Source organism: Pseudomonas sp. RHF3.3-3 (genome assembly GCF_048069595.1).
Taxonomy (GTDB): Bacteria; Pseudomonadota; Gammaproteobacteria; order Pseudomonadales; family Pseudomonadaceae; genus Aquipseudomonas; species Aquipseudomonas fuscovaginae_B.
The window spans coordinates 1,277,034-1,301,939 of sequence record NZ_CP182250.1 but is presented as its reverse complement, the minus strand read 5'-3'; the positions used below and the strand labels follow the sequence as shown (position 1 = coordinate 1,301,939).

The following is a 24,906-nucleotide window of genomic DNA, read 5'->3' as shown; positions in this document are numbered from 1 at the left end:
TTCACGCCGAAACAGCGCGAACCTCAGGCCACCTGCGCCGCCGGCAGCTGTGCCGGGGTCCTGGGAAACACCAGTGCGGCGATGAAGGTCAGGGCAGCGAACCCGGCCAGGACCAGGTACAGCCCGGTCAATCCCTGGCGCGGCTCGAGGTAGGCGATCAGCGGAATCGCCGTGGCGCTGGCACCGAAGGACAGGCAGTAGCGCAGGGCAAATACCCGCGCCTGCCACTGCGGCGCGACGAAGTTGGCAACCATCGCGTCGTTCACCGTGACCTGGCCGAACACCACGAACATCAGCGCCGCCCCCAGCACCAGCACCGACAGGCCATCGACCTGGGCCAGACCGAACAGCAGCGGCGCCTGGCACAGCGTCAGCAGCACGAAGGGCCATTTGAGGCTGACGCGGTCGATCACCCGGCCGATGCTCAACTGCGCGACCGCGCCGAAGGCATAGGCCAGGCTGACCACCAGGCCGAGAGTCTGCGGCGAGGCGAACAGCTCATGCAGGCGCTCCTGGAACAGCTTCGGGTAGGTCATGGTGGTAGCGTTGAACACCACCCCACCGGTGGCGGTGACCAGCGCCAGCACGCTGAACACCATGACCATCGAGATCTGCCGGCCATTTTCACCCTTGGGGCGGGTGTGGGCGGTCAACGGAATCGGCTCCTCGCGAACCTGCAAGGCAAAGCCCACGCCCAGCAGGATCGAGATCGCTCCGGGCAGGATGAATGCGGCGCGCCAGCCGAAGTACGCCACCAGCAGACCGGTGATCAACGCCGAGAATGCCACGCCGAGGTTGCCCCACATGCCGTTGATGCCGATTTCACGGCCGCGGTTGCGTGCGTAGCTGACCAGCATCGCCGTGCCGACCGGGTGATAGATCGCGGCGAAGACGCCGATCAGCGTCAGCCCCAGGGTCAGCATCGGCGCCGTGCGGGTGAGGCCGGTGAACACCGCCGCGGCGCCGATGCCGAAAAAGAACAGCAGCATCATGCTGCGTCGACTCCAGCGATCGCCCAGCCAGCCGGCCGGCAGCGAACAGGCGCCAAAAGCGATGAAACCACCAAGGGACAGGCCGATCATCGCGGCAAAATCCAGGCCGAAGGTCTCGCCCATACCCAGCACGGCGGCGGGAAAGATCAGCATGAACATGTGATCGATCACATGGGCGGCATTGATGTAACGGATCACGTTTCTGGCTTGGTGCATGAAGGCACGCCTCACGAAAGTCGGGGGGGGGGGAGCCTTATGCTAGGTTGGCAATAAAACGCATTTCTGCCATATAAGTCATCGAATCGGACAGAGTGAGTCTGGCGCACATGCTGATCAGCCATTTTCTCCACGCCCCCGTCAGTGCCTACCCGCGGGACTACCCCGATGGCGCTCACCAGGAGCGGCACCGGCATGCCGAAGCGCAGTTGCTGTACGCGGTCTGCGGCGTGATGCGCCTGGTGACGGACCAGGGGGCCTGGATCATACCGCCGACCCGGGCGGTGTGGATTCCACCGCAGGTGGAACACGAAATCTTCATGAGCGGCGAGGTGCGCATGCGCTCGCTGTTCGTCGCTGCCGAGCTGTCACCGGCCAACCTCCAGGGCTGCTGCGTGCTGGCGGTCACCCCGTTGCTGCGCGAACTGATCATGCGTGCGGTGCAGGGGCCGAAACAGGCCGGCAATCCGCTGATCCAGCAACTCATGCTGGAGGAACTCGCCACCCTGGAAAACCTGCCGCTGCACATTCCCATGCCCAGCGACCGTCGGCTGCAGCGGATCTGCCTGGCCCTGCTGCAGACCCCGACCCACCCCAACACCCTGGAGGACTGGGCCCTGCAGGTCGGGGCCAGCACCCGGACCCTGGCCCGGCTGTTCCAGCAGCAACTGGGGATGAACTTCAACACCTGGCGCCAGCAGTTGCGCCTGATGGAAGCCTTGCCCCGGCTGCTGGCCGGAGACAGCGTGCAGCAGGTGGCCAAGGCCTGTGGCTACGGCAGTGCCCGGGCATTCAGCTCGATGTTTCGCCGCCTGCTCGGGGAGAATCCGCGGGAGTACGTCGCCAATCTGAACCAGTTCAGCGCACTCAACGCATCTCGCTGAACGCCAGCTTCACGCCAATGGCGATCAGCACCGCGCCCATGGTCCGGTCGAACCAGTGGCCCATGCGGGCGAAACCGGCGCGAACCCGCGGCTGGCTGAACAGCCGCGCCACCAGGCAGAACCATAGCGCGGTGGCGGCAGCCAGGTAGACGCCATAGCCGGCCTGGATCGCCAGTGGGGTATGGGGGTTGATCACCACGGTGAACAACGACAGGAAGAACAGCGTCGCCTTCGGGTTCAGGCCATTGGTCACGAAGCCCGCCACGTAGGCCCCACGCGCCGTGCGCTCGCCAGCCTCCCTGGCCAGCGCCTCGGTGGCCGCTGCCGCCGGCCTGGCGCGAAGGGCCTTGAAGCCGATGTACAGCAGGTACGCTGCTGCCAGCCATTTCAGCACGTTGAACAGCACGATCGACTGCGACACGATCAGGCCGATGCCCAGCAGCGAATAACCGACATGCAGGAAGATCGCGCTGCCGACCCCCAGGGCGGTCCAGGTGCCGGCACGGCGCCCGTGGGTCACGCTTTCCCTTACCACCACGGCAAAGTCGGGCCCCGGACTGGCCACCGCCAGCAGGTGGATCAGCGCAACGGTCAAGAATTCGGTCAGGTACATGGACACGTCGGTGGACTCCTCGGTAACGAGTGGCCTGTACGGTTAATTCGAACACTCAAGTTCGGGTCCAGGGGTTTGCCAGACAAGGCGCCATGACGAGTCGTAGCAGGGCTACGGCGAGGAGTGGCAGCGCAGTCTGGCGAAGCCCTGGGCCCGGAGTGGGGTATGCGAATTTAGCCACACAGGCCACTGGGCAGGTCATCTGTTAGGCTGGCTACCTTACGCGTTCAACCGACAGCAAAAAAGGTACAGTTGATGAGCCACCCTCGCCGCGCGGTATTTCTCGATCACCCGTCCCTGGACCTCGGCGATCTCGACCTCGCCCCCCTGCGCAGTTGCTTCGATGAATTGCGCCTGTGCAGCCGGACCACGGCGCAGAACCTGCTGGAAAACCTGGAGGGCGCGACCGTCGCCATCAGCAACAAGGTGCCGCTGGATGCCGCGACACTGGCGGCCTGCCCCGAGCTGAAACTGATCCTGGTGTCCGCCACCGGTACCAACAACGTCGACCTGGTGGCTGCCCGCAAACAGGGGATCACCGTCAGCAACTGCCAGGCCTATGGCACGCCGTCGGTGGCCCAGCACACGCTGATGTTGCTGCTGGCCCTGGCGACCCGTCTGAACGACTACCAGAAGGCCGTGGGCGAAGGCCGCTGGCAGCAGGCGACGCAGTTCTGCCTGCTGGACTTCCCGATCGTCGAGTTGCAGGGCAAGACCCTCGGCCTGCTCGGCCATGGCGAACTGGGCGGAGCGGTGGCCAGGCTGGCCGAAGCCTTCGGCATGCGCGTGCTGCTGGGGCAGATTCCCGGCCGGCCGCAGCGTGACGACCGCATCCCCCTGGCGCAATTGCTGCCACAGGTCGATGCCCTGACCCTGCACTGCCCGTTGAACGAACACACCCGCCACTTCATCGGCGCCACCGAGCTGGCCCTGCTCAAGCCGGGCGCCTTCGTGGTGAATACCGCCCGCGGCGGCCTGATCGACGAGCAGGCGCTGGCCGATGCCCTGCGCAACGGTCATCTCGGCGGTGCCGCGACCGACGTGCTCAGCGTCGAGCCGCCCAGCGCCGGCAACCCGCTGCTGGCCGGCGACATTCCGAGGCTGATCGTCACCCCGCACAACGCCTGGGGCAGCCGCGAAGCCCGGCAGCGCATCGTCGGCCAACTGGCGGAAAACGCCCGGGGCTTTTTCGCCGGGGCAGCGCTGCGGGTCGTCAATTGATAGACTGCCGGACTTTTTTTCAGGGAGCAGACCATGGATCCGCGCAGTGAAGTACTGCTTCGTCAGGCCGAATATTTCCAGGGCAACCTGCTGCTGGTGGGCCTGCCCGCCGACGACCTGCTCGGCCACCTGCCCAATGCCCGCGGCTGGTGCTGGCATGCCGGTGACCAGGCGGCGCTCGACGCGCGTTTCGCCGGACGCAGCCACTTTGGCGTAACCCCACCCGAGGCGGCGTTCGACGCCGCCGTGGTGTTCCTGCCCAAGTCCCGCGAATTGGCCGACTACCTGCTCAATGCCGTCGCCGCCCGGCTGCCTGGCGGCGAGCTGTTCCTGGTCGGCGAAAAACGCGGCGGCATCGAAGGCGCGGCCAAACAGCTGTCGGTACTCGGCAAACCGCGCAAGCTCGACAGCGCGCGGCATTGCCAGCTGTGGCAGGTCACCGTCGCCGAGGCCCCGCAGGCCAAACCGCTGGAAAGCCTGGCCAGGCATTACCGGCTGGACCTGACGGACGGCCCACTGACCGTGGTCAGCCTGCCGGGTGTGTTCAGCCATGGCCGGCTCGACCGTGGCACGGCCCTGTTGCTCGAACACCTGGACAATCTGCCTGGCGGCCCCCTGCTGGATTTCGGCTGCGGTGCCGGCGTGCTCGGGGCCGTGGTCAAACGCCGCTACCCGGACAACCAGGTGATCCTGCTCGACGTCGATGCGTTCGCCGCCGCCAGCAGTCGCCTGACCCTGGCGACCAACGGTCTGGAAGGCGAAGTGCTGACCGGGGACGGCATCGAGGCCGCCCCCCTCGGTTTGAGTACGATCCTGAGCAATCCACCGTTCCACACCGGGGTTCACACCGACTATCAGGCCAGCGAGAACCTGCTGAAAAAAGCCGGTAAACATCTGCAAAATGGCGGCGAACTTCGCCTGGTCGCCAACAGCTTCCTACGCTATCAGCCGCTGATCGAAGAACACCTGGGCCCCTGCGTGACCCAGGCCGAAGGCGACGGTTTCCGAATCTACAGCGCCCGGCGTCGCTGAAAAATAAACGCTTGCGCAATGGGTTTTGCCTAGGCAGAATCCGCTCCGTCCTAGGGGAGTAGTCTCCCACGAGCGCCACGCTCGTCCGGCATGCGTCAACATACTTGGTCCTCAGACCATGGCGCATGCGACCCACGGTTCGCACAGACGAGCCCGGGGTTTGACAAGACCTATGACACGTACACCTTACCCGGGGCGGGAAGGCTGTACGTGTCATAGCCGTGTCGACCCGCCCCTTAGGAAAACCTGATGCTGGATTCCCTTCTCGTTCCCACCGCAATCGTTGCCTTGGCCGAAATCGGCGACAAGACGCAATTGCTCGCGCTCATCCTGGCAGCTCGTTTTCGCAAACCCTGGCCGATCATCGCCGGTATCGTCGCCGCGACCCTGGCCAACCATGCCGCAGCCGGTGCGGTAGGCGCCTGGTTCGGCAGTTTCTTCTCGGATGCGGTCCTGCACTGGATTCTCGCCGCGAGCTTCACCGCCACCGCGTTGTGGACCCTGGTACCGGACAAGATGGACGATGACGAAGCCAGCACCAGCCGCCGGTTCGGCCCGTTCCTGACCACGCTTATTGCCTTCTTCCTCGCGGAGATCGGCGACAAGACCCAGGTCGCCACGGTCATGCTGGCGGCCCAGTACCCGGAACTGTGGCTGGTGATCATCGGCACCACCCTGGGCATGCTGATTGCCAACGTGCCGGTGGTGCTGGCCGGCAACTTCGCCGCCGACAAGCTGCCGCTGACCCTGATCCGTCGCCTGGCCGCCTCGGCGTTCTTCATCCTGGCGCTCGTCGCGGTGTACAAGGCACTGCAGAGCAGCGGCTGGATCTGATGGGAACCACGGTGGCGAGGGGCAGCCCCCGCCACCGTGGGCAATGGACAGGCTCTGCGGTCCTCAGGACTTGCGGGCCTGCTGGTACAGCGGCATGACCTTCGGAATGGCCGCCTGCAACGAGGCGATCCGGCTGCTGGACGCCGGGTGAGTGCTCATGAACTCCGGCGGCGCGCCTTCAGAGGCCTTGCTCATCTTGTTCCACAGGCTGATAGCCGCATTCGGGTTGTAGCCGGCGCGAGCCGCCAGTTCCAGACCGATCAGGTCGGCCTCGTTTTCGTTTTCGCGGCTGTTGGGCAGGGTCATGCCATAGTTCGCCACGGTATCGGCCAACGCCAGGCTGTCCTTGCCCAGGCCGAACAGGGCACCCGCACCCTGCTTGGCCATTTCCAGGCCGTAGGCCTTGGACATCGCTTCGCGCCCATGCTCCCGCAGGGCGTGGGCGATTTCATGGCCCATCACTGCGGCGATCTCGTCGTCGGTCAGCTTGAGCTGGTCGATCAGGCCGCTGTAAAAGATGATCTTGCCGCCAGGGCCGCAGTTGGCGTTCAGTTCATCGCTCTTGATCAGATTGACTTCCCACTGCCACTGGGCCGAATCCGGACGGAATGTCGGCGCCTGGGCGATCAGCCGGTTGGCGATGGCCTGAACCCGCTTGGCATTGGTGCTGGTCTTGTCCAGCACCCCCGACCCCTTCGCCTCACCCAGCGTCTTCTGATACGACTGGGCGTACATCTGATCGACTTCCTGGCTCGACAACATGCTGAACATATATTGTTGGCGCTGGACACCCACGGCACCACCACTGGTGGTATTCACCGCCTGGCACCCGGCCAGCAGCAGCCCTGTCGTCAACGCACACAAAACCAATCGTTTAGTCATGAACACTCTCCCTGAAAACTGCCGGCTATCCTAGGCGGTGATGTGTATCGACGCCAGATACAAAGCATCTGTAGTCCTGGATTTCAGACGAGCTTCAACATTTGTAGGAAAAAATTCACGATCAGCGCCACAGCGCGATCCATCAGAGCTGGGGACTTACTCATTTACGACATGGGCACACTCAAAACAGTCATTTCCTGCCCGCCCCCTAATGCCCGGCCGATGCCCTGCCGATATAACCGTACAGACGTCACCTACCGCGTCCGGAGCCTCCATGAAATTCAAGTCGATTCAGTTTTCCGTCGCGGCCCTGGCCGGCGCCATCGTTCTCAGCGTGGTCGCCGCCCTGGTGATCTATGCCCTGGTGTCCGGTGCCAAGACCCAGGACATGGTGCAACAACGTACCCAGGAACAGTTCGAACAAGTCATCGAACAACGTCTCAATGCCCTGGCCAGAACCCAGGTCAGCCAGATCCAGCGCGAGCTCGAGGCGCCTCTGCTGATCGCCTCCGGCCTGGTGCATGTCAACGCCCTGATCGGCACTCCGGACGCCGACGGCAAGCCGGTCCTGAGCATCAGCCGCGAACAGCTGATCAGCCTGATCAAGGAAAATGTCGAGCGCAATCCCAAGGTGCTCGGCGCCTATATCGCCTGGGAAAAGAACGCCCTGGATCACAACGACGCGGCCTATGCCGGCAACGCCAAGGCCGGCGCGGCCAAGGACGGGCGTTTCCTGCCCTGGTGGTTCCGCAACGACGACGGCAGCCTGGGCTTCTCGACCCTGGTGGACGTGGACGACCAGAAGTTGCTGTCCACCGGCGTGCGGGCGAGCGAGTACTACCTGTGCTCCAAGGAAACCGGCAAGACCTGTGTGATCGACCCGGCGCCCTACAAGGTCGGCGACAAGATGGTGATGCTCGCCTCCTTCATCCAGCCGATCATGCTGGGCGGCGCCTTCCAGGGCATCGTCGGTGCCGACCTGTCGGTGAACTTCATCCAGGACATGCTGCTGGCGGCCAACCAGAAGCTGTACAACGGCGCCGGTAACATGGCCCTGGTCGGTACCAACGGCCGCCTGGTGGCCTACACCAAGGACCCGAGCAAGTTCGGCGAAAAGGTCAGCGATATCCTCGATGCCGATAAAGTCGCGACCATGGGCAAGCTCAATCGCGGCGAGGTGACCTACAACGTCGACAAGAGCAAAGGGCTGATCGAGCTGTACCTGCCCTTCGGCATCGGCCAGAGCGATGCACGCTGGACCCTGATGATGCAACTGCCGCTGAACGCGGTGATGGCCGACCTGCAGAAACTCCAGGACGAACTGGACGAACAGCGCAAGGCCGACGTGTTCGGCATGGCGGTGGTCGGCCTGGTCATCGCCGCGCTCGGCCTGCTGGTGATCTGGCTGGTCGGCCACGGCATCGCCCGGCCACTGCGGCAGATGGTGGCGATGCTCGACGATATCGCCCAGGGCGAAGGCGACCTGACCCGCCGCCTGAGCAGCGACCGCGCCGACGAACTGGGCTCGATCGCCAAGGGTTTCAACACCTTCCTGATCAAGTTGCAGGCGATGATCAGCCAGGTGGTGACCTCGGTGCAGAGCGTCAGCGACTCCTCGGAACACACGGCCGACATCGCCATCCGCACCAATCTGGGCGTGCACAAGCAAATGGCCGAGATCGATCAGGTGGCCACCGCCGTGCAGGAAATGACCGCCACCGCCCAGGACGTGGCCCGCAACGCCACCCAGGCGGCACAGGCCGCCAGCCACGCGGACATGGCCGCCAGCGATGGCATGCGCATCGTGCGCGATACCTCCGCCGCCATCGGCGACCTGGCCGTGGAAATCGGCCGCGCCGTGGGCGTGGTGCAGACCCTGGCCAAGGACAGCGAGAACATCAACGCGATCCTCACCGCCATTCGCGGCATTGCCGAGCAGACCAACCTGCTGGCGCTCAACGCGGCGATCGAGGCGGCCCGCGCCGGCGAACAGGGGCGTGGTTTTGCCGTGGTCGCCGACGAGGTGCGCAACCTGGCCCAGAAGACCCAGCAGGCCACCGAAGAAATCCAGTCGATGATCCAGCAGTTGCAGCAGGGCACCCGCGAAGTGGTCAGGGTCATGGAGGACAGCCAGCACAAGACCGACGAAAGCGTGCAGCACGCGGCCAAGGCCGCCGAGGCGCTGGAAACCATTACCCAGGCGGTGTCGGTGATCAACGACATGAACACCCAGATCGCCAGCGCGGCCGAGGAACAGAGCGCGGTGGCCGACGACATCAACCGCAACGTGATCAACATCGGCCAGGTGGCGAACGAGGTGGCCGGCGGGGCCGACGAGTCGAGCACGGCCAGTGCGCAACTGACCAAGCTGGCGGAGCAGCAGCGGCGCCTGATCAATCAGTTCAAGGTCTAGTCTGAAAAAGCCCACCCCCTGTAGGAGCCGGGCTTGCCCGCGAAAGGGACCTCCAGGCCGCTAAAAGCTTCGCGGGCAAGCCCGGCTCCTACAGGGTTTCCGGTTCAACACCCAGCCCGGCCCCGACAGGAGCCAACTCATTGCCGGGCCTCAACCCGGCGTCAGGCACTCCGGCGCATTGAGCTTCGGATCATTCACCAGGTTGGCCAGCAGGCGCTCGCGCAACGGCATCTGCGGGCTGGCCAGCAACCCCTGCAACACATGCAGCGGGGTGTCCTCGGCCAACCAGGCGGCCTGCCCCGCTTCATCGAGAATCAGCGGTCGGCGCTGACTGGCCGCCGATTGCGTGACCACCGCCGTACTCAGCCAGACCTGCTCCTGCACCGGATAGGCCTCCCAGATCGCCGCAAAAAACAGGCTGGAGCCCTCGGCCGGTGTCAGCCAGTACGGCCGCTTGCGCTGGGTGCCGCGCCACTCGTAGAAACCGTTGGCCGGCAACAGGCAACGCCGCTCGCGAAACGCCTGGCGGAACATCGGCTGCTCGGCCAGGGTTTCGGCCCGGGCATGGGCCGGCGTGCGCGACAGGTCGGTCAGCCAGGCCGGCGTCAGCCCCCAGCGGGCCCTGGCCAGTTCACGCCGGCCGGCGTTGGCACGCAGGATCAGCACCGAATCGTTGGGCGAAATGTTCCATTGCGCCTGCTGATCGGCGGGAAAACCGGGCAAGGCTGCAAAGGCGGGGTTCCAGCGAAACAGGGCAAAACGTCCACACATGGGGCAATACGACTCGTTCTGTAAACTCGATCAGGGTGCTAGGCTATGTACGAAATCGCTTGAAACTTGGTTATGCAGCGTTAAAAACCGGCTCGGAATGCTCATTTACTCCAGTAAACTCCGCTTCCTCGCCGGTTTTTGCCTTGCCTAACCTGCGTTTCAAACAATTTCGTACACAGCCTAGCAAAGCAGCACCCCGGCAACCTGCTCCGGCTCATCGCCAGGCAGCGGCAGTGCGGCATTGTACGCGGCGATCAACTCGCGTGCGTACTGCGCCTGCTCATCCTCCACCGCCAGGGCCAGCAGGCCGAACACCGGCAACTCGCCGACGCCCCCCAGCAGGTCGCGCCCGACCAGGTGCGCCTCCACGCCTTCGCTGGCGAGCATGCCCAGCAGCAGCTCGCCCTCCATCAGGTTTTCCGGCTCATAGATGCGCTGCATCGGGATGCCCCCAATCACTCGTTTTCCGTGTGAACGTCGAGCATCCACTCGTGACCGTCGGTCTGCAGAGTGAACACGATCGGTCGACAACACACCGGGCAGTCCTCGATATAGGTCTGGTCGCCACCGGAAAGATCCAGCAAGGCCTCGGTTTCTTCACCACAGTAGGGACAGGAGTAGTACTCAGTTTCCAGCATCGCGGCCTCCGAAGGTGACTTGTGCGTATAATTGCCGGTCTATTTGCAAGGCTGATTTTTGTCCGAGCCTTATTTTTCCAATCGGGCTTTGTTATTTATCACTCAACCCTCTACTTACCCTAGCCGTTTCCAACAAGAGAGCATGATGGGCGAATTCGATGCCATCCGACCTTACGACGACTCCGAGGTGCCAGCCGTGCTGGCCCGGTTGCTCGGTGACAAGGCTTTTCTGGATATTCTCACGCACTTCCGTTTCCCCCGCCTGGTCGGAACCTTTGGCTGGCTGCTACGGCCACTGATCGCCTATCGGCTGCGTCGTGAATTCGCCGACGTGAAATGCGTGGCAACCCTGCAGGACAAGATCGAGGTCTACGTCGACAACACCATCGAACGGGCCACCGATGGCGTGACCTATACCGGCGTCGAGCAGTTCAAGTCCGGCACCGCCTATCTGTTCCTGGCCAACCATCGCGATATCGTCATGGACCCGGCGTTCGTCAACTATGCCGTCTACCATGCCGGCCTGCCGACGCCACGCATCGCCATCGGCGACAACCTGCTGCAGAAGCCGTTCGTCAGCGACCTGATGCGCCTGAACAAGAGCTTCATCGTGCACCGTTCGATCAGCGGGCGGCGGGAAAAAATGGCGGCCTACCAGTTGCTGTCGGCCTACATCAACCACTCGATCCGCCACGACTGCCAGTCGATCTGGATCGCCCAGGCCGAAGGCCGGGCCAAGGACGGTGACGACCGCACCGAGTCGGCCATCCTGAAAATGTTCCACATGAGCCGCAAGGACGAGCCCTTCGCCGAGGTCATCCAGTCGCTGAACCTGACCCCGGTGTCGATCAGCTACGAATACGACCCTTGCGACCTGGCCAAGGCCCGCGAGCTGTACATCCGCGCCACTACCGGCAGCTACAGCAAGGCACCGGGCGAGGATGACGTGAGCATCGCCAAGGGCATCACCGGCTACAAGGGCCGCGTGCACGTGAATTTTGCCGCGCCATTGAGCGGGGCCTTCGAGGACACCAAGGTGCTGGCCCAGGAGATGGATCGGCAGATCCTCGGTGGCTACCGGCTGTTCCCGGTGCATTACCTGGCCTATGCGCAGTGGAGCGACGCCGATCCGCAGCTACAGGTGCCCAAGGCTGCCGAGCTGTTCCCGGCCGAAGAACTGAACAAGGCCAGGGAGCAATGGCAAAGCCGCCTGGACGCCTGCCCGGCCGAACACCAGCCCTACCTGGTGCAGCAATACGCGACCCCGGTGCGCAACCAGTATCGGGTCAAGGCGGGGCTACCGCTGTAAGGGCGTAGTCGCAGGGTGGGGGCAGGGCTTGCCGGCCTATTCGCGGGCAAGCCCTGCTCCTGCCGGGAACGCGTTCGACGCGGTCCATGTGGGAGCCGGCTTGCTGCGGGCGTTGCTCCGACGATCCGCCAAAAGTGGCCATCCACCGGCAAGCCGCGCCCAGGCAAGGGGTAGGCTCTACAGCCTGGTACTGATCCAGGACACCAGCAGCGCCACCCCCAGGCAGGCGAACCCGAACCGGTAGAAAAACCGGTTCGCCCGCACCACCCGCGAGTCGAGCAGCAGCAACGGCTGATCGATCGACCGCCCTTCGCTCTGCATCTCCAGCTTTTCCAGCGCCCGTAGCTCACGGCGGCGCGTGAGCTGCAACAGCCATGCACCGGGGCAGGCCACCAGCAGGGCGAACAGGTTGAGCCATTTGCCCGGATGCCCGGCGAATACGCTCCAGATCAATTGCAACGACATCATGAACCCTCGGATGAACCAGCGCCTGTCCAACACCCGGACGAACGGCAGATAGCCGTCGCCGCGCACGCTGGTATGGGAACACCCGTGCGTTACAGTTTCCTGTGTCCGGCTCCGTACAATTTACGGATTAATTTGCGCTGTCACCTGAACGTCACCTTAACAGGCCACCCTGTCGCCCTAGAACATTCACGGAGCTTGTCATGCTGCACGCCAACAACCAGGACCGCCTTTACCTGATCGCCCCCAGCGATGAACAGGAAGCCCTGGTGGACGCCATGTCGTTCAACGTCCAGGACCGCCACTGGCTGGTCTATTGTGCCCTCGGCGGCCATCAGCACGCCGACCTGCCCGAAGCCGACCTGACCACCGGCGTGAGCCTGCTGGACTTCCACATCGAAGCCGCTTGACCCCAGGCGGGCAGTCGACAGACAGGCAATAAAAAGCCCGGCCTCCAGAGCCGGGCTTTTCCATTGCTGCGCCGGGTTACTGGCTCAGCAGGCGGCCGATGCTCGGGTCCTTGAAGACCCGGGTCAGCGCGTCGCTCAACACGTCACTGATCAGCTTGGTGTTGGTCTGCTCGTTGGGCGCCATGCCGAAGCGCTGGTTCAGCGATGCACCGTACTGGCCGCTGTAGCGCTGGTTGGCGTTGGTCACGTCGGAGCGGAAGTTGGCCCCGATGGTGGCCTCGGTCACGTAGGTGGTGTCCTTCGGCGACTGGTAGGTCAGGTCGGACAGGGTCACGGTCAGGGTCGGTGCGTTCATCGCATTCGGCGTTGGGGTGAAGCCCAGCAGACGGACGGCGGCTTCAGCCTGGGCCTGCAGCCTTGGCACCAGGTCGGCGCCCTGGACGGTGATGGAGCTGGTTTCAGGGTAGAGGCCGCCACGAGTGCCCAGTACCGGCGAGCGACGACCGTCGACAACCCGGACCACCACTTGCTGCCCATGTCCAACCGGGGCGAGCTGGGTAGTGAGCGTGGGTTGCGGGCTAAGCTGCTGAGGACTGTTGGCACAGCCGACCAGGGTCAGGCTGGTCACAGTGATCAAACCGAACAACAGGCGTTGCAACATGCGCATCTCTCCAAGGACTAGGCTGTGTACGAAATTGTTTGAAACGCAGGTTAGGCAAGGCAAAAACCGGCGAGGAACGGCCGGGGTCGCGCCCGACTTTACTGGAGTAAATGAGCATTCCGAGCCGGTTTTTAACGCCGCATAACCAAGTTTCAAGCGATTTCGTATATAGCCTGGGCACAATCAGGCCGTCAGTATAGCCGTGCACGTGCGCCGCTCACCAGACATCGCCCCGCAGGCGGCTGCGGATACCGCGAACCGGGGGAGTCATGTCACATTTAATTCACCGCCCCTACATGCGCACGTAACAGCCCCGATACAACATCGATACCACAACGGGACAACAGGTAACGTGACGATGGAATTGCTCTGGCAACTGTTTTTCCCTCGCAAGCCCATACGCAGCTTCGCCCGGCTCGGTGCCGACGGCCGCTGCCAGGCCTTCAAGCAGTGCAACCTGCCGCCGGCGGGCGACGGCTGGGTCGAAATCGAGGAGATTCGCCTGGCCTGGATGCACCAGCCACTGCCTGCCAGTGCCCGTGTCAGCCCACGGACGTCACATCCGCGTCGGGCGCTGCCGTTGACCATCTGACCAAACGGCTAATAAAAGTCATTCAACAGGGTCATTTCTGCGCATTTCTTGGTTACAATCTCCCCCCGATTATAAGGACGTCTCCTGATCGGGCCTCGCAGTATCGCTGATGCACCTGCATCGGTCCCCCGCACCGCCCACAGAGAGCCGCCCACACAGATCGAGTGAAGTCGGCGTGCTTGCTGCTGCACCTGCAACCCACCGTTTTACCGAATCTGCCAGAGCTGCCTTTGTGCTCGTTCACTGAGCTGTTTGCCCGTACGCCAGCCTTGCTTCCCGGCCGGCATTTGCTTCGCGGGCCCGGTGACAGGCCGCGGCAGCCCTTTTTTGAGGTTCACGTCTTCAAAAGAGCGTGAAAAAACGGGTATTCACTACTTCACGAGAGTGTGGCGAGCAAATGAAAAGTTTTGCCTCTGGAAATGCACCATTAACGTCCTTGACGACTCGATCACACAGGACCCGATATTCCCAGGCAGGTGCTTGAAGCCTGTCCGCCTACGGATTTGGTTGCACGATCGGATGCTCTCGACCATAAGTCGAATTGCCGGAAGTCGCCTGAAATGCGTTCATACGCACCTCAAGCCCACCGACAGCGTCCGCTGAAGTTGCAAAAAATTGCGAAAAATCGGACATGGCGAACCTGGCCATGAGTGACACCGGGCTGACGTTGCCCTGTCAATTCCTGGCGGCCATGCCGTCAATGTGGTGCTGCAGATTTTGGAGACGCGTTAATGGCGCATAACGAAGCAGTCGATGTGGTCCTGGTAGGGGCCGGCATCATGAGTGCGACCCTCGCGGTGCTGCTCAAGGAGCTCGACCCCGCGATCAAGCTGGAAGTCGTCGAGCTGATGGACTCCGGTGCCGCGGAGAGTTCCAACCCATGGAACAACGCCGGTACCGGCCACGCCGGGCTGTGCGAGCTGAACTACACGCCACAGGCTGCCGACGGTTCCGTCGACATCAAGAAAGCCGTGCACATCAACAGCCAGTTCGAAGTGTCCAAGCAGTTCTGGGCCTACCTGTCGAAAAAAGGCACCTTCGGCTCGTGCAAGTCGTTCATCAGCCCGGTGCCGCACCTGAGCTTCGTGCAGGGTGAAAAGGACATCGGCTTCCTGAAGAAGCGGTTCGAAGTGCTGCACCAGCACCACGCCTTCGCCGAGATGGAATACACCGAAGACCGGGCGAAGATGGCCGAGTGGATGCCCTTGATGATGCCGGGCCGTCCGGTCGATCAGCCGATCGCCGCCACCCGTGTGCTCAAGGGCACCGACGTGAACTTCGGCGCGCTGACCAACCAGTTGCTCAACCACCTGACCAGCGCCCCGGACACCCAGGTCAAGTACTGCAAGCGCGTGACCGGCCTCAAGCGCAACGGCAGCGGCTGGACCGTGAGCATCAAGGACGTCAACAGTGGCAGCAGCCGTGAAGTCGACGCCAAGTTCGTCTTCCTTGGTGCCGGCGGTGCCGCCCTGCCCCTGCTGCAGGCCTCGGGCATCGAGGAAGGCAAGGGCTTCGGCGGCTTCCCGGTCAGCGGCCAGTGGCTGCGTTGCGACAACCCGGAAGTGGTCAAGCACCACCAGGCGAAGGTCTACAGCCAGGCGGCCGTGGGCTCGCCACCGATGTCCGTGCCGCACCTGGACACCCGTGTGGTCGATGGCAAGAAGTCCCTGCTGTTCGGTCCCTACGCCGGCTTCACCACCAAGTTCCTCAAGCACGGCTCGCTGTTCGACCTGCCGAGCTCGATCCGTCCCGGCAACATCGGTCCGATGCTGGCCGTGGCCCGCGACAACATGGACCTGACCAAGTACCTGATCAGCGAAGTGCGTCAGTCGATGGAGCAGCGCCTGGAATCCCTGCGCCGCTTCTACCCTGAGGCGAAAGCCGAGGACTGGCGCCTGGAAGTGGCCGGCCAGCGGGTACAGATCATCAAGAAGGACCCGAAGAAAGGCGGCGTGCTGCAGTTCGGTACCGAACTGGTCGCGGCTGCGGACGGTTCGCTGGCCGCCCTGCTCGGCGCCTCGCCAGGCGCCTCGGTGACCGTGTCGATCATGCTGGAACTGATCGAACGCTGCTTCGCCGACAAGGCCAAGGGTGAATGGGCCGCCAAGCTGCAGGAAATCTTCCCGGCGCGGGAGAAGGCCCTGGCTACCGACGCGGCGCTGTATCGCCGGATCAACGCCCAGAACAACATCAGCCTGGAGCTGGTGGAGCCGAGCAGCGAGACCGAAAGCTACGCCTGAGGTACTCGCGCCATGAAAAACGCCCCGGCCTGTTGAGGTCCGGGGCGTTTTTTTTTCAGGCTGTGGAAAACTCAGCCGCGAGCGTTGTTGATCAGCTCGATATAGTCCGACGCGTTGCGCTGGTCCTGGATCAGGGTCACGAAGTCCTGGCCATGCTCGTCCTTGCCGTCGAGGTCGTAGCCGGCTTCCTTGAAGAACACCAGGAAACGCTCGAAGTCGTCGATACGCAGGCCACGATAGGCCTTGATCAGCTTGTGCAGGGACGGCGAGGTTGCATCGGCCGGCTCGAAGTCGAGGAACGACTTGACCTGCGCATCGCCGATCTCGTCACCAATCACCTGTTTCTTGTCTTTGCGCATTACCGGCTCCAGCCACAGATATTACACGGGGCGGGCAGTTTACCCCCGCATCTGCTCCGCTCTCAACGAGTACGAACTGATCCGGTATGCAGGTCGGCCCAGATATGGCCGTTGGCGTAGCTCAGGAACTGGCAATACACCGTGTCGTTGCGCAAAAGGTCCATGACCACCCGGTACTGGGTCAGCGGGTAATACAGGTTCAGGGTCTTGCTCGCCTCGTCGAACGTCGGTTTTTTCAGGCTCTTGCTCTCGCCGTCGAAGCTGACCAGCACCTGGTTGACGGTCGCGCCCTTGCTCAACGGCTTGCCCTTGAGGCGCACCAGCAGCGACGAGGTCACCGGAATCGGCTGCTGGTTGGACTGGCGCTGGCTGCCGATCACCACCGAATACTCGGTGACCTGCAACAGTTGCTGCTGCTCCGGCTCGGCGCGGCGCAGGGACAGGTCGTCCGGAGGCAGGTATTGCCCGTGCAAGGGCGCCCCCGGCGCGGCGTCGACGGTCAGGGGCAGTCCGGCGAACATCAACAGCGTCGCGGCATGGCGGATCGAAACGGGCATGGCAGGCTCCAGGGCGCTTGGCAGGGCACTCTAGCACAGAGCAACACGGCGCTTGCTCGCAATAAAAACTGTGCTTCAAAGCCTGCGCCCGGCGTCTAGCAGCTTGTAGTCCCGCAACCCGCGGGAAGTGACTGCGAGTTCGAGCATGCAAGCGCTGTTGAACGAAATCCTCGATGAAGTGCGTCCCCTGATCGGCCAGGGCAAGGTGGCCAATTACATCCCGGCGCTGGCCGATGTGCCGGCCAACCAGTTGGGCATCGCCGTGTACGGCAACGATGGCGAGCTGTACTACGCTGGCGATGCGCAGACGCCCTTCTCGATCCAGAGTATTTCCAAGGTATTCAGCCTGGTCCAGGCGATCAACCATTCCGGCGAAGCGATCTGGGAGCGCCTGGGTCACGAGCCGTCCGGCCAGCCGTTCAACTCGCTGGTGCAGCTGGAGTTCGAACGCGGACGCCCGCGCAACCCGTTCATCAATGCCGGCGCCCTGGTGATCTGCGACATCAACCAGTCGCGCTTCGCCGCCCCGGCCCTGTCGATGCGCGACTTCGTGCGACGGCTGTCCGGCAACCTGCAGGTGATGGTCGACGGCAAGGTCGCCGACTCGGAATACCAGCATCGCGCCCGCAACGCGGCGATGGCCTACCTGATGCAGTCGTTCGGCAATTTTCACAACGATGTGGAAACGGTGCTGCGCAGCTACTTCAGCCATTGCGCCCTGCGCATGAACTGCATCGACCTGGCCCGCGCCTTCGGCTTCCTGGCCAACGACGGCTTCTGCAAGCACAGCGGCGAGCAGGTCCTGACGGCGCGCCAGACCCAACAGGTCAACTCGATCATGGCCACCAGCGGGCTGTACGACGAGGCCGGCAACTTTGCCTACCGGGTCGGCCTGCCGGGCAAGAGCGGCGTGGGTGGCGGGATCGTCGCGGTGGTACCGGGACGGTTCACCATCTGCGTCTGGTCGCCGGAGCTCAACACCGCCGGCAACTCGCTGGCGGGCATGGCGGCGCTGGAGCTGCTGAGCCAACGGATCGGCTGGTCGGTGTTCTGACCAAGGCCGTGCGCAATGCACGGCCTCATCAGCATCCGTATGTCATCGCACAAACTCAATCGCAAAGATCAGCAGGTCCCACAGACTTTTCCGCCCTTGACGTAGGAAATATTCCATCTATGCTCCTGTTTAACTGTATATCCATACAGTTAAATTGAACAAACGATGACATATCAAGGAGCTAGAAATGTCAGCCATTGAACGCACACCGCAGCGAAACCTGCTGCACGACGGCAAACTCATTGCCGAACTGGACAGCCTCTTCAGCCAACAGGGCATTGCAATCCCCGGCGATGGCAGCACCGTCGTCCTGCTCGCCGAAGGGCATCACACCCTCAAGTATCACCGGCCCGAACACCTGCCGAACGGACCCGCCAGCCAACTCAAGGGGTCGCCCCAGGTCCGCTTCGAAGGCGGCGAGCACACCGCCATCGGCGATGCCACACTGCTGCGCTTCGCCGAAAACGCACCGGCCATTCCCGCCTGGCAGGTGGAGCTGCACCTGAATAACGGCCTGGCCCTGACCTACGGGCAGATCATCGCCCTGGGCGGCGACTTCTACGGCATCCCGGACCGGCCGATCGCCGACGGCAACACCGCGCAGGACCGCCAGACGCGCTTTCGCGCAGCCTTCGACTCGCTGGCCGTGCTGCCCGCCTCCCGCGAGGAAGCGCAGAATATCCTGCAGGTGATGAAAACCGAGATCAATGCCGCCAACCAGGCGATCCGCGATGGCCGGCAACCGCACGAGGCCTATGACGAACTGGGCGATACCCTGTCGGGCGAATGGAACAGGATCACCGGCGGCGGCAGCATCGCCTCGCCGCTCTTCCCCCTCGGCCGCTACCTGAAACTGGCCGCCAGCAACTGGGACCACTTCGGCCCATGGGCCCTGCTCGCCTACCAGGCCGGTCACGCCGTAGCCTTGCAACAGGCGCTGGTGGCCCGCCAGAGCGGCAAGGACCAGGATCTGGAACTGGCCTATGCAATGAACGCTTTTGCCGACCACTTTCTCACCGACCTGTTTTCCGCCGGCCACTTGCGCGTCCCCCGCAAGCAACTGGCCGACAGCGTCACCCCCAGCGACGTCGGCTCGCTGATCTCGCGCTTCATGCACGACGAGGACAGCCAGTACGGTTTGAAAGTCCGCAACGCCCGCGGTGAACAGTGGAACTGCTACGGCGACAAGCGTTACTTCGACAGCATCGACGACAGCAACCGGCGCCAGGTCAGGCAAGCGGTGCAGCAGTCGGCGGACGAGGTGTTCGCCGCCTACCTCAGCGGTGTTGTGGTGCCGGCCGAACGTTACGCCGCCCTGGGCTCGGTGCCCGACCTGGCAAAAGTCGAAGACCGCCAGGACCGCCTGAATTTCGCCCCGCTGTTCGCCCTCAAGGGCGGGAACGTGCTGCGCCGCAAGGACGTCAACGACCTCAATGACCGCAACCAGAGCGACAACTGGTGGGGCTGGAGCACCTACCTGCTGCTCAAGGACTATCAGCCGAACAAGCCCGCGGGCTACCTGAACCCGCCCGGCGTCGCCCCGACCATCAGCGCCGATGGCTGGCAGAGCCGCACCGCCAGCGAACCCAACTGGCTGCCGGGAAATGCCGTGCGCTATGCCTTCAGCTACAGCAAGGGGCTGGACGAATCCTACATCGGACCCTGGACGACCTATGCCGAACTGACCGACCGCTTCCAGCCGACCCTCAACGTACCGGTCAATGCCGCCTCCGGCGCGACCGGACGCAACGTGTTCCGCCAGTTCCGCGGTGGCTCACCGGAACGGATCGGCACGCTGGACAACCAGGCAACGACCTTTATCGACAACCATCAATGACAGGGAGATCAACGATGACCTTTACCGTAAGACTTGCGCTGGCTAGCGGCCAGTCGCTCAGGGATATGCCGCTGGAACTGCTGGCCGATGGCGTGGCAGTGGCCCGGGCGAAGGCGGATGACACCGGGAAAGTGGTGTTCGATGTATCGGCGAAAGCCGTGCAGTGGGCCATACGCGTGGATCGCACGATCCTGGCAGGGTGAGCGGTCAGTTGAAACCGCTATCCGCGGGCAGCCACGCCCGTGCAGGCGCGGCGTTTGCCCGCGAAGAACGCTGACGCAAGCCTACTCAGTCTGAGCCTCGGCCTCTTCATGGGCCTGGCGCAACCGCTCGCGGCTGTTGGTCAGGTGCAGGCGCATCGCCGCCCGCGCCGCGTCGGAGTCCTGACGGGCGATGGCCTCGTAGATCTCCTCGTGCTCGCGCCCCAGCCGATTCATGTAGTGCTGCTGGTCATCATGGGCCAGGCGTGCGGAATTCAGGCGCGTGCGCGGAATGATGCTGGTGCCCAGGTGGGTCATGATGTCGGTGAAGTAGCGGTTGCCGGTGGCCAGGGCGATCTGCAGGTGGAACTGGAAATCGGAGGCCACCGCATCGCTGGCATGGGCCACGCTGTCGTTCAGCGCATCCAGTGCCGCGCGCATCGCCGCCAGTTGCTCGGGCGAGCGCCGTTGCGCCGCCAGGCCGGCCGATTCCACTTCCAGGCTGATACGCAATTCGAGGATCGCCAGCACATCACGCAGGGTCACCACCGTCGCCGGGTCGATACGGAAACCGCTCGGGCTCGGCGTGTCCAGCACGAAGGTGCCGATGCCGTGGCGGGTCTCCACCTGCCCTGCCGCCTGCAGGCGGGAAATCGCCTCGCGCACCACCGTGCGGCTGACGCCGTGGGCGTCCATGATCGCCGACTCGGTGGGCAGCTTGTCGCCGCGCTTGAGCTGGCCATCACGAATCTGCTCGGTCAGGACCGTGACCAATTCCTGGGCAAGACTGCGGCGCTTGCGAGGTGCGCGGAGCGCGGCGCTCTGGTTTTCCATATCGAACATCTATCTCGGCTGAACGGCTGAGCCCCATGATAGCTCAACGAGGTTGTACGATCACCGTCCGACTATGCGCCGACCGGCTCCTGAGTGACCAGATGTCCCTGTTCGATACGCAGATGCCGCGGATGGAACTTGTTCAGGCTGCTGCGGTGGCCAACGCTGACGATACTCAGGCCGGGGATCTGGTCGATCAATGCCTGGTACAGCGCCGCTTCATCCTCCTCGTCCATCGCTGCCGTGGCCTCATCGAGGAACAGCCATTGCGGGGCATACAGCAGTGCCCGGGCGAAGGCCAGGCGTTGCTGCTCACCCGGTGACAACATGCGCTGCCAATGATTGCTCTCATCGAGGCGGCCGGCAAGATGTCCAAGGCGGCAGGTGTGCAGGACCTCCTGGTAACGCGGGTCCGGATAGGCATCGCCCGGCTGTGGATAACTCATCACCTCGCGCAGGCTGCCGATCGGCAGATAAGGCTTCTGTGGCAGGAACAACGAACGCGCAGCCGGTAGCCGAATGCTGCCGCGCCCCCTTGGCCAGAGCTTGCCCATGGCCCGCAACAGGGTGCTCTTGCCGCTGCCGGAACGCCCGCTGAGCATTACCCGCTCGCCCGCCGCCACCGCCATGTTCGCCCCGGCCAGCAGGTGCCGACCATCCGCCAGGTCCAGGCTCAGGTCGCTCACCTGCAAGCTGTCGCCCCGGTTCTGCACGTCGATGGCCGCGGCACGCTCCTCGTTATCGAGCATGGCCTGGCGGAAACTCAGCAGACGGTCGCAGGTGGCCTTCCATACCGCGATGTTCGAGTAGGCATCGATGAACCAGCTGAAGTTCTCCTGCACATTGCCAAACGCCGAGTTGATCTGCATCAGTTCGCCGAGCTGGATCTTGCCGGCGAAGTAGCGTGGCGCGGCGACGATGAAGGGGAAGATGATCGCGATCTGGGCATAACCGGAGGTGAAAAAGGTCAGGCGCTTGGTGACCCGCATCAGCGCCCAGTAGTTGGACCAGACCTTGCCGAAACGGCTGCTCAGGCGCTGGTTCTCGTTCGGCTCGCCATCGTACAGGGCGATGCTTTCGGCATTCTCGCGCACCCGCACCAGGGAGAAACGCAGGTCGGCTTCGAAGCGCTGCTGCTGGTTGTTCAGCGGGATCAGGCTGCTGCCGATCACCCGGGTCAGCCAACTGCCGATGGCCGCGTAGAGGAAGGCGCACCAGAACATGTAGCCGGGGATGGTGATGCCGAACACCTCGATGCTCCCCGAAACGCCCCAGAGGATGATCGAGAACGACACCAGGCTGACGACCGTGCGAAACAGCCCGAGGCTCAGGGTCAGGGTATCGCTGGTGAAACTGTTGAGGTCTTCGCTCAACCGCTGGTCGGGGTTGTCGGTGTGCCCGCCCGACTCCATCTGGTAGTAGTTCTTGTGCTCTAGCCAGCGCTTGAAGTGCTGCTCGGTCAGCCAGCGCCGCCAACTGATGGTCAGCATCTGGGTCAGGTAGAGCCGATACACCGCCCCCAGGATGGCGACGGCGGCGATCGCGCCGAAATACAGGATCAGGTGCCAGAAGGCCTCGCTGTTCTTTTCCTGCAGGGCGTTGTAGAAGTCCTTGTACCAACTGTTGAGCCAGACGGAGATGCCGACGCTGAACAGCGAAAGTGCAACCACGCTGATCAGCAGCAACCAGGCCTTGCCCTTCTCCTCACTGCGCCAGTAAGGCGAGGCCAACTGCCAGACCCTACGAAAAAACTGACCTTTTACTGCATCGTTGACCGCGGAATATTCAGCGTTCTTAGTCATTCTAAGGCTCGGTTGGCGTAAGAAATTTCACCAACCGATCATAGATGATTCGCCTGGGCAGGCGTGCAGCTTGAAAGGATTCCGTTCAGCGCCGGTTCAGCGGCGCACCGGCCGTTTCTGCAATTTGCGCTGCAGGGTCCGCCGGTGCATGCCCAGGGCACGGGCCGTCGCGGAGATGTTGCCCTCGTGCTCGGTGAGCACCCGCTGGATGTGTTCCCACTGCAGGCGGTCCACCGACATCGGGTTTTCCGGTACCAGGGTGTCGAGGTCGGCATGCTCGGAAAGCAGGGCCGCCAGCACGTCGTCGGCATCCGCCGGCTTGCACAGGTAGTTGCAGGCACCGCGCTTGATCGCCTCCACCGCGGTGGCGATGCTGGAATAGCCGGTCAGGATCAGCACACGCATCTCCGGATCCAGTTCCAGCAGCTTGGGCAGCAGCACCAGGCCGGAGTCGCCCTCCATCTTCAGGTCCAGCGCGGCATAGTCCGGCAGGTCCTGCTGGGCCAGGATCAGCCCCTCTTCGGCGGAACCGGCGATGCTGACGCGGAAACCGCGACGGCTCATGGCCCGTGCCATCACACGGGTAAAGGTGGCGTCGTCATCCACCAGCAACAGGTGCGGCAGTTCCTCGCCTTCGACCTGGATCTCGTCACTCATGCTTCGTCTCCTCGGGCAACACGGGGCAGGCGCAGCTCGGTGAGCGTGCCACCTTCCTCATGACTGTAGAGTTTCACCGAGCCGCCAGCGCGTGTCACGCTGGCCTTGCTCAAGAACAGGCCGAGGCCGAAGCCCTTGCCCTTGGTGGTAAAGAACGGCTTGCCGATCTGCTCGGCGATGGCCAGCGGCACACCGGCGCCGTGGTCGCGAATACTGATGGTGAAGTTCTCCTCATCCCAGTCGAGTCGCACTTCCAGGCCTTCGGGGCAGGCATCGGCGGCGTTGTTCAACAGGTTGAGCAGGGCCTGGGTCAGGTCCGGCGGCGGGGCCAGGCGCGGCACCTCGCCCTGCCCCAGGCGCTGGAAGCGGTAGCTGGCTTCCGGACGCATCAGGTGCCAGCGGTTCAGCGCCTCGTCGAGCCAGACGGTGACATCCTGCATCTCGACCGCCAGCCGGCGATTGGCCTCGGCGGCGCGCACCAGTTGCTGCAGGGTCTCCTTGCACAGCTTGACCTGGTCCTGGAGCACGCTCAGGTCGTCCTGGAGCAGGGGGTCCGGATGGTCCTGGCGCATTTCCTTGAGCAGCACGCTCATGGTTGCCAGCGGCGTACCCAGTTCATGGGCGGCACCGGCAGCCTGGGTCGCCACGGCCAGCAGTTGCTGGTCACGCAGGCCCTCTTCACGGCGCAGCGCGCGCAGTTCTTCCTGGCGGCGCAGCTCCTCGGCCATCTTCGCGGCAAAGAAGGTGATCACCGCGGCGGCCAGGGCGAAGCTCAGCCACATGCCGTAAATCTGCAGTTTTTCCCGCGAGATCGGCAAGGTTTCCAAGGGGTAGAACTGCACCAGCAGCAGGGTGTACAGCGCCAGCGCGACGCCGGAAAGCACCAGCGAGAAACGCCAGGGCAAGGTCACCGCGGCGATGGTCAGCGGCACCAGGTAATAGGACACGAAGGGGTTGGTCGAACCACCGGAGAAATACAGCAGCGCACTGTGGATGAACAGGTCGCAGGCCAGTTGCACGGCATACTCGAGTTCGGTGACCGGCCAGGTGGTGCGCAGGCGCACGACGGTGAAGGCGCACAGCACCGCGGAGCAGGCCAGCGTGGTCCACAGTTGCAGCCAGGGCAGCGGCAGCAGTTCGAAGCCGTAGGCAATGCCTACCGAGCCGGCCTGGGCAGCCAGCACCAGGATACGGATGAACGTCAGGCGCCAGAGATTCTGGCGAGTCGCGGACAGCAATTGAAAGGGGGCGAGCATGAGCTCTCCTGATGAGCGCTCCAGGCGGACCCTCACGAGTATACCCAAGCCGGGCGCCCGTCTGGCAAAAGTGCGGCAAACGGCCACAGCTCTCCCGACAACAGTTCCTTACATATGTATAGAAGTTGTAATTGGGTGAAACCGACGATAACCGCTAGAGTCTCATGGGTTCACGCG

The 24,906-nt window shown here is 63.5% G+C and carries 26 protein-coding genes, 1 pseudogene and 1 riboswitch; of the genes and pseudogenes, 13 read left to right on the top strand and 14 right to left on the bottom strand.

The features are described from left to right. Positions 1 to 23: 23 nt before the first annotated feature. Positions 24 to 1,208, bottom strand: coding sequence for an MFS transporter (locus ACMGT0_RS05905; RefSeq protein WP_416771832.1), 1,185 nt, complete (start codon positions 1,206 to 1,208; stop codon positions 24 to 26). A gap of 110 nt (positions 1,209 to 1,318) precedes the next feature. Between ACMGT0_RS05905 and ACMGT0_RS05900 the strand changes: the two genes are divergently transcribed. After that, positions 1,319 to 2,092 carry an AraC family transcriptional regulator gene (locus tag ACMGT0_RS05900; RefSeq protein ID WP_054061451.1) on the top strand — a complete coding sequence of 258 codons (774 nt, stop codon included), beginning with the start codon at positions 1,319 to 1,321 and terminating at the stop codon, positions 2,090 to 2,092. On the opposite strand, the gene ACMGT0_RS05895 is transcribed toward ACMGT0_RS05900, so the two are convergent. Next, a complete protein-coding gene (locus ACMGT0_RS05895) occupies positions 2,076 to 2,705 on the bottom strand; it encodes a LysE family translocator (RefSeq protein WP_416773426.1) in 630 nt (209 codons plus the stop codon). The two genes, ACMGT0_RS05900 and ACMGT0_RS05895, sit on opposite strands and share 17 nt — an antisense overlap. Before the next feature lie 255 nt (positions 2,706 to 2,960). Here ACMGT0_RS05895 and ACMGT0_RS05890 point away from each other — a divergent pair, with 255 nt between their 5' ends. The 3 genes from ACMGT0_RS05890 to ACMGT0_RS05880 all read left to right on the top strand — a co-directional run bounded on the left by ACMGT0_RS05890 (position 2,961) and on the right by ACMGT0_RS05880 (position 5,792). Then, complete coding sequence (locus ACMGT0_RS05890) at positions 2,961 to 3,926, top strand: 2-hydroxyacid dehydrogenase (RefSeq protein ID WP_054064164.1); 966 nt, start codon at positions 2,961 to 2,963, stop codon at positions 3,924 to 3,926. Between the two features lie 33 nt (positions 3,927 to 3,959). Continuing rightward, the gene (locus ACMGT0_RS05885) at positions 3,960 to 4,958 is read left to right on the top strand and encodes a class I SAM-dependent methyltransferase (protein WP_054064163.1); all 999 of its coding nucleotides are present in this window, start codon (positions 3,960 to 3,962) and stop codon (positions 4,956 to 4,958) included. A gap of 41 nt (positions 4,959 to 4,999) precedes the next feature. Beyond that, a riboswitch (yybP-ykoY riboswitch) is annotated at positions 5,000 to 5,119 on the top strand. An 88-nt stretch (positions 5,120 to 5,207) separates the two neighbouring features. Next, complete coding sequence (locus ACMGT0_RS05880; RefSeq protein ID WP_054058556.1) at positions 5,208 to 5,792, top strand: TMEM165/GDT1 family protein; 585 nt, start codon at positions 5,208 to 5,210, stop codon at positions 5,790 to 5,792. A 63-nt stretch (positions 5,793 to 5,855) separates the two neighbouring features. On the opposite strand, the gene ACMGT0_RS05875 is transcribed toward ACMGT0_RS05880, so the two are convergent. Beyond that, a complete protein-coding gene (locus ACMGT0_RS05875; protein ID WP_054058555.1) occupies positions 5,856 to 6,674 on the bottom strand; it encodes a M48 family metallopeptidase in 819 nt (272 codons plus the stop codon). 40 nt (positions 6,675 to 6,714) lie between these two features. Between ACMGT0_RS05875 and ACMGT0_RS05870 the strand changes: the two are divergent. Further along, a pseudogene (locus ACMGT0_RS05870) lies at positions 6,715 to 8,229 on the top strand (HAMP domain-containing protein); the annotation flags it as partial. A 15-nt stretch (positions 8,230 to 8,244) separates the two neighbouring features. After that, positions 8,245 to 9,087, top strand: coding sequence for a methyl-accepting chemotaxis protein (locus ACMGT0_RS05865; RefSeq protein WP_416773424.1), 843 nt, complete (start codon positions 8,245 to 8,247; stop codon positions 9,085 to 9,087). 150 nt (positions 9,088 to 9,237) lie between these two features. Here the strand turns inward: ACMGT0_RS05865 and ACMGT0_RS05860 are convergent, their stop codons facing one another. The 3 genes from ACMGT0_RS05860 to ACMGT0_RS05850 all read right to left on the bottom strand — a co-directional run bounded on the left by ACMGT0_RS05860 (position 9,238) and on the right by ACMGT0_RS05850 (position 10,496). After that, the gene (locus ACMGT0_RS05860) at positions 9,238 to 9,858 is read right to left on the bottom strand and encodes an SOS response-associated peptidase (RefSeq protein ID WP_054058553.1); all 621 of its coding nucleotides are present in this window, start codon (positions 9,856 to 9,858) and stop codon (positions 9,238 to 9,240) included. 180 nt (positions 9,859 to 10,038) lie between these two features. Beyond that, positions 10,039 to 10,299, bottom strand: coding sequence for a putative signal transducing protein (locus ACMGT0_RS05855; RefSeq protein ID WP_054058560.1), 261 nt, complete (start codon positions 10,297 to 10,299; stop codon positions 10,039 to 10,041). A gap of 14 nt (positions 10,300 to 10,313) precedes the next feature. After that, positions 10,314 to 10,496 (bottom strand): CPXCG motif-containing cysteine-rich protein, encoded by a 183-nt coding sequence (locus ACMGT0_RS05850; protein ID WP_416771828.1) that lies wholly within the window; start codon positions 10,494 to 10,496, stop codon positions 10,314 to 10,316. A 142-nt stretch (positions 10,497 to 10,638) separates the two neighbouring features. On the opposite strand from ACMGT0_RS05850, the gene ACMGT0_RS05845 reads away from it, so the two are divergent. Beyond that, positions 10,639 to 11,805 carry a 1-acyl-sn-glycerol-3-phosphate acyltransferase gene (locus tag ACMGT0_RS05845; protein ID WP_054058551.1) on the top strand — a complete coding sequence of 389 codons (1,167 nt, stop codon included), beginning with the start codon at positions 10,639 to 10,641 and terminating at the stop codon, positions 11,803 to 11,805. Positions 11,806 to 11,982: 177 nt separating this feature from the next. Here ACMGT0_RS05845 and ACMGT0_RS05840 read toward each other — a convergent pair whose 3' ends face one another. Next, positions 11,983 to 12,270: a hypothetical protein gene (locus tag ACMGT0_RS05840; RefSeq protein ID WP_192842709.1), complete on the bottom strand. Its 288-nt coding sequence runs from the start codon at positions 12,268 to 12,270 to the stop codon at positions 11,983 to 11,985. Positions 12,271 to 12,473: 203 nt separating this feature from the next. Here ACMGT0_RS05840 and ACMGT0_RS05835 point away from each other — a divergent pair, with 203 nt between their 5' ends. Beyond that, a complete protein-coding gene (locus ACMGT0_RS05835) occupies positions 12,474 to 12,680 on the top strand; it encodes a hypothetical protein (RefSeq protein WP_017904795.1) in 207 nt (68 codons plus the stop codon). Between the two features lie 76 nt (positions 12,681 to 12,756). Here the strand turns inward: ACMGT0_RS05835 and ACMGT0_RS05830 are convergent, their stop codons facing one another. Next, positions 12,757 to 13,341 (bottom strand): YajG family lipoprotein, encoded by a 585-nt coding sequence (locus tag ACMGT0_RS05830; protein ID WP_054058558.1) that lies wholly within the window; start codon positions 13,339 to 13,341, stop codon positions 12,757 to 12,759. A gap of 358 nt (positions 13,342 to 13,699) precedes the next feature. Here ACMGT0_RS05830 and ACMGT0_RS05825 point away from each other — a divergent pair, with 358 nt between their 5' ends. Then, positions 13,700 to 13,933: a hypothetical protein gene (locus ACMGT0_RS05825; RefSeq protein ID WP_054064160.1), complete on the top strand. Its 234-nt coding sequence runs from the start codon at positions 13,700 to 13,702 to the stop codon at positions 13,931 to 13,933. Between the two features lie 731 nt (positions 13,934 to 14,664). Then, positions 14,665 to 16,173: a malate dehydrogenase (quinone) gene (gene mqo, locus ACMGT0_RS05820; RefSeq protein WP_054058549.1), complete on the top strand. Its 1,509-nt coding sequence runs from the start codon at positions 14,665 to 14,667 to the stop codon at positions 16,171 to 16,173. Between the two features lie 71 nt (positions 16,174 to 16,244). Here the strand turns inward: mqo and ACMGT0_RS05815 are convergent, their stop codons facing one another. Further along, the gene (locus ACMGT0_RS05815) at positions 16,245 to 16,532 is read right to left on the bottom strand and encodes a PA4642 family protein (RefSeq protein ID WP_054064159.1); all 288 of its coding nucleotides are present in this window, start codon (positions 16,530 to 16,532) and stop codon (positions 16,245 to 16,247) included. 62 nt (positions 16,533 to 16,594) lie between these two features. Then, positions 16,595 to 17,089 (bottom strand): hypothetical protein, encoded by a 495-nt coding sequence (locus ACMGT0_RS05810; protein ID WP_054058547.1) that lies wholly within the window; start codon positions 17,087 to 17,089, stop codon positions 16,595 to 16,597. Between the two features lie 145 nt (positions 17,090 to 17,234). Here ACMGT0_RS05810 and glsB point away from each other — a divergent pair, with 145 nt between their 5' ends. The 3 genes from glsB to ACMGT0_RS05795 all read left to right on the top strand — a co-directional run bounded on the left by glsB (position 17,235) and on the right by ACMGT0_RS05795 (position 20,183). Continuing rightward, positions 17,235 to 18,143: a glutaminase B gene (glsB, locus tag ACMGT0_RS05805; RefSeq protein ID WP_054058546.1), complete on the top strand. Its 909-nt coding sequence runs from the start codon at positions 17,235 to 17,237 to the stop codon at positions 18,141 to 18,143. A gap of 187 nt (positions 18,144 to 18,330) precedes the next feature. After that, entirely contained in the window at positions 18,331 to 19,980 is a 1,650-nt protein-coding gene (locus tag ACMGT0_RS05800; RefSeq protein WP_054058545.1) for a hypothetical protein, read from the top strand. Between the two features lie 14 nt (positions 19,981 to 19,994). Next, positions 19,995 to 20,183: a hypothetical protein gene (locus ACMGT0_RS05795; protein WP_054064158.1), complete on the top strand. Its 189-nt coding sequence runs from the start codon at positions 19,995 to 19,997 to the stop codon at positions 20,181 to 20,183. 81 nt (positions 20,184 to 20,264) lie between these two features. Here the strand turns inward: ACMGT0_RS05795 and ACMGT0_RS05790 are convergent, their stop codons facing one another. From ACMGT0_RS05790 to ACMGT0_RS05775, 4 genes are all read right to left on the bottom strand, one after another. After that, entirely contained in the window at positions 20,265 to 21,014 is a 750-nt protein-coding gene (locus ACMGT0_RS05790) for a FadR/GntR family transcriptional regulator (protein ID WP_054058543.1), read from the bottom strand. A gap of 71 nt (positions 21,015 to 21,085) precedes the next feature. Continuing rightward, the gene (locus tag ACMGT0_RS05785) at positions 21,086 to 22,816 is read right to left on the bottom strand and encodes an ABC transporter ATP-binding protein/permease (protein WP_416771823.1); all 1,731 of its coding nucleotides are present in this window, start codon (positions 22,814 to 22,816) and stop codon (positions 21,086 to 21,088) included. A gap of 96 nt (positions 22,817 to 22,912) precedes the next feature. Next, the gene (locus ACMGT0_RS05780; protein WP_017904783.1) at positions 22,913 to 23,473 is read right to left on the bottom strand and encodes a response regulator transcription factor; all 561 of its coding nucleotides are present in this window, start codon (positions 23,471 to 23,473) and stop codon (positions 22,913 to 22,915) included. Continuing rightward, entirely contained in the window at positions 23,470 to 24,729 is a 1,260-nt protein-coding gene (locus ACMGT0_RS05775; protein ID WP_054058541.1) for an ATP-binding protein, read from the bottom strand. Before ACMGT0_RS05775 ends, ACMGT0_RS05780 begins: the two co-directional genes overlap by 4 nt. Between the last annotated feature and the right edge of the window lie 177 nt (positions 24,730 to 24,906).

Excerpts from the sequence above, each read along its gene's own strand:
- ACMGT0_RS05885 (WP_054064163.1), top strand. The coding sequence starts at position 3,960 with ATGGATCCGCGCAGTGAAGTACTGCTTCGTCAGGCCGAATATTTCCAG.
- ACMGT0_RS05785 (WP_416771823.1), bottom strand. The coding sequence starts at position 22,816 with ATGACTAAGAACGCTGAATATTCCGCGGTCAACGATGCAGTAAAAGGT.
- ACMGT0_RS05835 (WP_017904795.1), top strand. The coding sequence starts at position 12,474 with ATGCTGCACGCCAACAACCAGGACCGCCTTTACCTGATCGCCCCCAGC.
- mqo (WP_054058549.1), top strand. The coding sequence starts at position 14,665 with ATGGCGCATAACGAAGCAGTCGATGTGGTCCTGGTAGGGGCCGGCATC.
- glsB (WP_054058546.1), top strand. The coding sequence starts at position 17,235 with ATGCAAGCGCTGTTGAACGAAATCCTCGATGAAGTGCGTCCCCTGATC.
- ACMGT0_RS05860 (WP_054058553.1), bottom strand. The coding sequence starts at position 9,858 with ATGTGTGGACGTTTTGCCCTGTTTCGCTGGAACCCCGCCTTTGCAGCC.
- ACMGT0_RS05880 (WP_054058556.1), top strand. The coding sequence starts at position 5,208 with ATGCTGGATTCCCTTCTCGTTCCCACCGCAATCGTTGCCTTGGCCGAA.
- ACMGT0_RS05790 (WP_054058543.1), bottom strand. The coding sequence starts at position 21,014 with ATGGAAAACCAGAGCGCCGCGCTCCGCGCACCTCGCAAGCGCCGCAGT.
- ACMGT0_RS05840 (WP_192842709.1), bottom strand. The coding sequence starts at position 12,270 with ATGTCGTTGCAATTGATCTGGAGCGTATTCGCCGGGCATCCGGGCAAA.
- ACMGT0_RS05850 (WP_416771828.1), bottom strand. The coding sequence starts at position 10,496 with ATGCTGGAAACTGAGTACTACTCCTGTCCCTACTGTGGTGAAGAAACC.
- ACMGT0_RS05810 (WP_054058547.1), bottom strand. The coding sequence starts at position 17,089 with ATGCCCGTTTCGATCCGCCATGCCGCGACGCTGTTGATGTTCGCCGGA.
- ACMGT0_RS05865 (WP_416773424.1), top strand. The coding sequence starts at position 8,245 with ATGATCAGCCAGGTGGTGACCTCGGTGCAGAGCGTCAGCGACTCCTCG.
- ACMGT0_RS05795 (WP_054064158.1), top strand. The coding sequence starts at position 19,995 with ATGACCTTTACCGTAAGACTTGCGCTGGCTAGCGGCCAGTCGCTCAGG.
- ACMGT0_RS05780 (WP_017904783.1), bottom strand. The coding sequence starts at position 23,473 with ATGAGTGACGAGATCCAGGTCGAAGGCGAGGAACTGCCGCACCTGTTG.
- ACMGT0_RS05890 (WP_054064164.1), top strand. The coding sequence starts at position 2,961 with ATGAGCCACCCTCGCCGCGCGGTATTTCTCGATCACCCGTCCCTGGAC.
- ACMGT0_RS05905 (WP_416771832.1), bottom strand. The coding sequence starts at position 1,208 with ATGCACCAAGCCAGAAACGTGATCCGTTACATCAATGCCGCCCATGTG.
- ACMGT0_RS05775 (WP_054058541.1), bottom strand. The coding sequence starts at position 24,729 with ATGCTCGCCCCCTTTCAATTGCTGTCCGCGACTCGCCAGAATCTCTGG.
- ACMGT0_RS05895 (WP_416773426.1), bottom strand. The coding sequence starts at position 2,705 with ATGTACCTGACCGAATTCTTGACCGTTGCGCTGATCCACCTGCTGGCG.
- ACMGT0_RS05830 (WP_054058558.1), bottom strand. The coding sequence starts at position 13,341 with ATGTTGCAACGCCTGTTGTTCGGTTTGATCACTGTGACCAGCCTGACC.
- ACMGT0_RS05900 (WP_054061451.1), top strand. The coding sequence starts at position 1,319 with ATGCTGATCAGCCATTTTCTCCACGCCCCCGTCAGTGCCTACCCGCGG.
- ACMGT0_RS05825 (WP_054064160.1), top strand. The coding sequence starts at position 13,700 with ATGGAATTGCTCTGGCAACTGTTTTTCCCTCGCAAGCCCATACGCAGC.
- ACMGT0_RS05855 (WP_054058560.1), bottom strand. The coding sequence starts at position 10,299 with ATGCAGCGCATCTATGAGCCGGAAAACCTGATGGAGGGCGAGCTGCTG.
- ACMGT0_RS05815 (WP_054064159.1), bottom strand. The coding sequence starts at position 16,532 with ATGCGCAAAGACAAGAAACAGGTGATTGGTGACGAGATCGGCGATGCG.
- ACMGT0_RS05875 (WP_054058555.1), bottom strand. The coding sequence starts at position 6,674 with ATGACTAAACGATTGGTTTTGTGTGCGTTGACGACAGGGCTGCTGCTG.
- ACMGT0_RS05800 (WP_054058545.1), top strand. The coding sequence starts at position 18,331 with ATGTCAGCCATTGAACGCACACCGCAGCGAAACCTGCTGCACGACGGC.
- ACMGT0_RS05845 (WP_054058551.1), top strand. The coding sequence starts at position 10,639 with ATGATGGGCGAATTCGATGCCATCCGACCTTACGACGACTCCGAGGTG.